The 4,745-nt window shown below is 60.8% G+C and carries 5 protein-coding genes and 1 tRNA gene; 3 read left to right on the forward strand and 3 right to left on the reverse strand.

The annotated features are described in order from the left end of the window. Nucleotides 1-2: 2 nt before the first annotated feature. A complete protein-coding gene (locus ABYW26_RS10715; protein WP_372604842.1) occupies nt 3-461 on the forward strand; it encodes a GatB/YqeY domain-containing protein in 459 nt (152 codons plus the stop codon). A 71-nt stretch (nt 462-532) separates the two neighbouring features. Here the strand turns inward: ABYW26_RS10715 and ABYW26_RS10720 are convergent, their stop codons facing one another. From ABYW26_RS10720 to lipB, 3 genes are all read right to left on the reverse strand, one after another. After that, the gene (locus ABYW26_RS10720; protein WP_372604843.1) at nt 533-1,072 is read right to left on the reverse strand and encodes a DUF2244 domain-containing protein; all 540 of its coding nucleotides are present in this window, start codon (nt 1,070-1,072) and stop codon (nt 533-535) included. Then, nucleotides 1,073-2,746, reverse strand: coding sequence for a cytochrome c oxidase subunit 1 (locus ABYW26_RS10725; protein WP_372604845.1), 1,674 nt, complete (start codon nt 2,744-2,746; stop codon nt 1,073-1,075). A gap of 227 nt (nt 2,747-2,973) precedes the next feature. After that, complete coding sequence (gene lipB, locus ABYW26_RS10730; protein WP_372604846.1) at nt 2,974-3,699, reverse strand: lipoyl(octanoyl) transferase LipB; 726 nt, start codon at nt 3,697-3,699, stop codon at nt 2,974-2,976. Between the two features lie 151 nt (nt 3,700-3,850). Here lipB and ABYW26_RS10735 point away from each other — a divergent pair. Together ABYW26_RS10735 and ABYW26_RS10740 are read left to right on the forward strand one after the other, a co-directional pair. Beyond that, nucleotides 3,851-3,937, forward strand: a tRNA-Leu gene (locus ABYW26_RS10735). 292 nt (nt 3,938-4,229) lie between these two features. Next, a partial coding sequence (locus ABYW26_RS10740) for an ABC transporter ATP-binding protein (protein WP_372604847.1) occupies nt 4,230-4,745 on the forward strand: 516 nt, incomplete at its 3' end.

Genomic DNA, 4,745 nt, shown 5'->3' on the forward strand with positions numbered 1-4,745 from the left:
GAATGGACATGAAAACACGTATTGCGACCGGCCTGAAGGCCGCGATGAAAAACAAGGAAGCCGAGCGCCTTTCGACGCTGCGGCTGATCAATGCGGCCATCAAGGACATGGATATCGCCCGTCGCGGAGAAGACGGCGATACCTCGGTCACCGATGACGATGTGCTGCAGATTCTGGGCCGGATGGTCAAACAACGCCGGGAAAGCGCCCGCGCCTATGAAGAAGGCGGTCGTCTGGACCTGGCCGAGCGTGAACTGGCCGAGATCGACGTGATCGAGGAATTCCTGCCCAAGCAGCTGAACGACAAAGAAGTCGCCGCCGCCATCGCCGCCGCCGTGGCCGAGACCGGCGCCAGCTCGATCCGCGACATGGGCAAGGTGATGGGCGCGCTCAAGGCCAAATATACCGGCCAGATGGATTTCGGCGCGGTCGGGCCGATGGTCAAGAATCAGTTGGGCTGATCCGGCCCTCTGACCCCACGCAAAAAGGCGCCTTGAGGGCGCCTTTTTTGTTGGCTCGGGGTCCGGGCTGCCTAGACCCGTGGCAGGTTTGCCAGCGTAGTCTGTAATTCATCACGCAGCGTCAGCCGTTCGTCGGCGGTCAGGAACGACCCGATCTCGACCTCGCGCGGGCCGCCGCGCAGGGTCAGGTAATTCTCGATCCGGGTGCCACGGGAATGTAGGATGACGCTGACCCAATAGGGGTTGGCGTCCCACTGCTTGACCGGCTGGCGCGGGTGGTGGTGGCTCAGCTCGATCCGGTCGGGCCACAGCCGCAGCTCTTCCAGAATTTCACCGTCCTTATAGGACCGCTCCAACCCCAGCCATGTCAGCCCCAGCGCCAACAGCATGAATGGCAGCAGCCCCCACAGGATCGGCGAGCCCAGCACCGCCAGCAGCGGCAGCAGCAACAGCACCGCCGTCACCCCCAGAAAGATCACGAACCCACGCCGGGGCAGGGACCGATAGGGCCACAGGTGCAGCACCGCCAGCGGCGGCGCGCCATCGGCAAACAAAGAGGCCCCGGAATTCACCGGGGCCCCTGTCATCTGTTTATCCCATTCGTAGGGCATTTAGTGGGCGTGGCCCTTGTCCCAGTCTTCCTGCTTCGGAAGGGTCTCGAACGTATGCTCCGGCGGCGGGCAGGACACGGTCCATTCCAGCGTATCGGCATATTCGTTCCAGTAGTTGTTCTCGGTCACGCGCTTACCGGCGGTCAGCGTGTAGATTACGATGCCGATAAACAGGATGAACGAGGCGAAGGACAGGAACGCGCCATAGCTCGACAGTTCGTTCCACTGGGCGAAAGCCTCGGGATAGTCGATATAGCGGCGCGGCATGCCCTGACGACCCAGGAAGTGCTGCGGGAAGAAGGTCAGGTTGGCACCGATGAAGAACATCGCAAAGTGCAGTTTACCCGCCCATTCCGGATACTGACGCCCCGACATCTTGCCGAAGTAATAGTAGACCCCGGCGAAGATACAGAAGGCCGCACCCAGCGACATGGTGTAGTGGAAGTGCGCCACGACGTAATAGGTGTCGTGATAGGCACGGTCGATACCGGCTTGCGACAGAACGATCCCGGTCACGCCACCGATGGTGAACAGGAACAGGAAGCCCATGGCGAACAGCATCGGCGTCTTGAACTCGATCGAGCCGCCCCACATCGTCGCGATCCACGAGAAGATCTTGATGCCGGTTGGCACCGCGATCACCATGGTGGCCAGCATGAAGTAGGACTGCTGGGTCAGGCTCAGACCGACGGTATACATGTGGTGCGCCCACACGACGAAGCCCAGAACACCGATGGCGACCATGGCGTAAACCATCGGCAGGTAGCCGAAGATCGGTTTGCGCGAGAAGGTCGCGATCACGTGGCTGGCAATGCCGAAGCCGGGAACGATCACGATATACACTTCGGGGTGGCCGAAGAACCACAGGATGTGCTGATACAGGATCGGGTCACCGCCGCCAGAAGGCTGGAAGAAGGTGGTGCCGAAGTTCCGGTCGGTCAGCAGCATGGTGATGGCGCCAGCCAGAACCGGCAGCGACAGCAGAATCAGCCACGAGGTAACGAAGATCGACCAGGCGAACAGCGGAACCTTGTGCAGGGTCATGCCCGGGGTGCGCATGTTCAGGAAGGTGGTGATCATGTTGATCGCGCCCAGGATCGAGCTGGCGCCCGACACGTGCACGGCAAAGATCGCCAGATCCATCGAGTAACCGCCCTCGCTGGTGCTGAGCGGCGGGTACAGAACCCAACCCACACCCGAGCCAAGCTGGTCGTTACCGCCGGGGCTGAGCACCGACAGAACCGCCAGCGTGGTGCCGGTCACATACAGCCAGTAGCTGAGGTTGTTGAGGCGCGGAAAGGCCATGTCCGGCGCGCCGATCTGCAGCGGCATGAAAAAGTTGCCGAAACCGCCGAAAAGCGCGGGAATAACCACGAAGAACATCATCAGGATGCCGTGGCCGGTGATCAGAACGTTCCACAAATGGCCGTTCGGGGTGCATTCGCCTACCGCCGCGGCGGTAAAGCGCGCCCCTTCAAGGCACATATACTGAACGCCCGGATGCATAAGCTCGAGCCGCATGTAGACGGTGAAGGCAACAGAGATGAAGCCGACCACACCTGCGGTGAAGAGATACAGAATCCCGATATCTTTGTGATTCGTAGACATGAACCAGCGGGTAAAGAACCCCCGCTTGGCGTGTCCGTCGTGGCTATGAATGGCTGCGTCGGCCATGCGTTGCCTCCCGTTCCTAATGTTAAAGCGGGCGGACACGGGGGTCCGCCGCAAGTTTCCCTGACCTGCTTTTAATGCGCACAGTCAGACTGGGCAATGCTCCGTAGCGACTTCGCAGCGGATTTCCCTCATTGAGACAGCCGAATTTGCGACTTTGGTCGTCCGGCAAATTACCGGCATCGCCGGGAAAGGCAACAAAAGTTTGAATATGTAAGCGTGCCGCAGGTTTAAGCGGCGTCGCGCGGTTCGGATTCGAACACCTGTGCAAAGGTCTTGCGCAGCGCCACGTCCAGATCGTCCAGCGTTACCGGCAGGCCCAGATCGACAAGGCTGGTCACGCCGTGCTCGCGGATGCCGCAGGGGACGATACCGTCGAAATGCCCGAGATCGGGTTCGACATTGATCGAGATGCCGTGAAAGCTGATCCATTTGCGCAGGCGGATGCCGATGGCGGCGATCTTGTCCTCGCGCACCGATCCGTCAGCGGCCCTCGGCTTGTCCGGGCGCTGAACCCAGACGCCGACCCGGCCGTCGCGGATTTCGCCGGTGACGTTGAATTCGGCCAGAGTGGCGATCACCCATTCTTCCAACTGCTGCACGAATTTGCGCACATCGCGGCCGCGGGCGCCGACATCCAGCATCACATAGACCACGCGCTGGCCCGGGCCATGATAGGTGTATTGGCCGCCGCGCTTGGCCTCATAGACCGGGAACCGGTCGGGATCGGTCAGATCGGCGGGCTTGGCCGAGGTGCCGGCGGTGTAAAGCGGCGGGTGCTCCAGCAGCCAGATCGCCTCGTCCGCGCGGCCTTCGGCGATGGCGGCGGCGCGCGCCTCCATGGTTTGCAGCGCCTCTTCATAGGGCACCAGCCCGTCTGAAATGATCCAGTCCACCATATTGGGGCCTCTTTCCCGCCGTTGCCTGCCCGGTAAACCGGGCGCTATCCCCGTCATAAAGCCAGACCGGGACCAAGTGCAATCTGACAGCGCAATTGCCGCCAAAGCAGCGCCCCGAACCGGTGCCGATAAATTCGCAAGCCACGCTGAAAAATCCGCTTCACATCATCAGGATTGGCCGCTATGTAACCGCCCACCACCAGATCGTGCGGTCGTGGCGGAATTGGTAGACGCGCAGCGTTGAGGTCGCTGTGGGGTAACTCCCGTGGAAGTTCGAGTCTTCTCGACCGCACCAACTCTCTGAAAATCCCGTTCAGATTGACCCGCATCCGGGCGCCGCAACCCTGCGGTGCCGTTTTTGCGGCGTTTCCGCCCAACTACAGGGCGATACCGGCCGATTTTCCCCGGCTACACCACGTAACTTGGGACTATGTTCGGTTTCGGCTTTGCAGGGGCCCATGGCCTGGCGCTTAATTGCCTTGAAAATATTCATCGTTGAAATGTGCGTTCAGGATGTTACCGTTTGGTCAATATTTTAGAACGGCAAACAGCGCCCGCAAGTGGTGCGACGACAACAGGAGGGTTTTTTGACCACCGCATCCGACAACGGATTCGTGGTTTTTGACCGCGTTCAGAAAAGCTACGACGGCGAAACGCTTGTCGTGAAAGACCTTAACCTTTCGATCGGCAAAGGCGAGTTTCTGACAATGCTTGGGCCGTCGGGGTCAGGTAAAACAACCTGCCTGATGATGCTGGCCGGGTTCGAGACGGCCACGCATGGCGATATCCTGCTGGATGGCCAACCGATCAATAACATCCCCCCTCACAAGCGCGGCATCGGCATGGTGTTCCAGAACTATGCGCTGTTCCCGCATATGACCGTCGCTGAAAACCTGTCTTTCCCGCTGGAGGTCCGCAGGATGGACAAGTCCCAGCGCGAGGCCAAGGTCAAGCGCGCGCTCGACATGGTGCAGATGGGGGATTTCGGCGGGCGGCGTCCGGCGCAATTGTCCGGGGGCCAGCAACAACGGATCGCGCTGGCGCGGGCCTTGGTGTTCGAACCCGAGCTGGTGCTGATGGACGAACCGCTGGGCGCGCTGGAC

The organism is Actibacterium sp. (genome assembly GCF_041584535.1).
GTDB lineage: Bacteria > Pseudomonadota > Alphaproteobacteria > Rhodobacterales > Rhodobacteraceae > Actibacterium_D.

Coding starts and splice junctions, on each gene's coding strand:
- ABYW26_RS10715 (WP_372604842.1), top strand. CDS start 3: ATGGACATGAAAACACGTATTGCGACCGGCCTGAAGGCCGCGATGAAA.
- ABYW26_RS10720 (WP_372604843.1), bottom strand. CDS start 1,072: ATGCCCTACGAATGGGATAAACAGATGACAGGGGCCCCGGTGAATTCC.
- ABYW26_RS10725 (WP_372604845.1), bottom strand. CDS start 2,746: ATGGCCGACGCAGCCATTCATAGCCACGACGGACACGCCAAGCGGGGG.
- lipB (WP_372604846.1), bottom strand. CDS start 3,699: ATGACGGGGATAGCGCCCGGTTTACCGGGCAGGCAACGGCGGGAAAGA.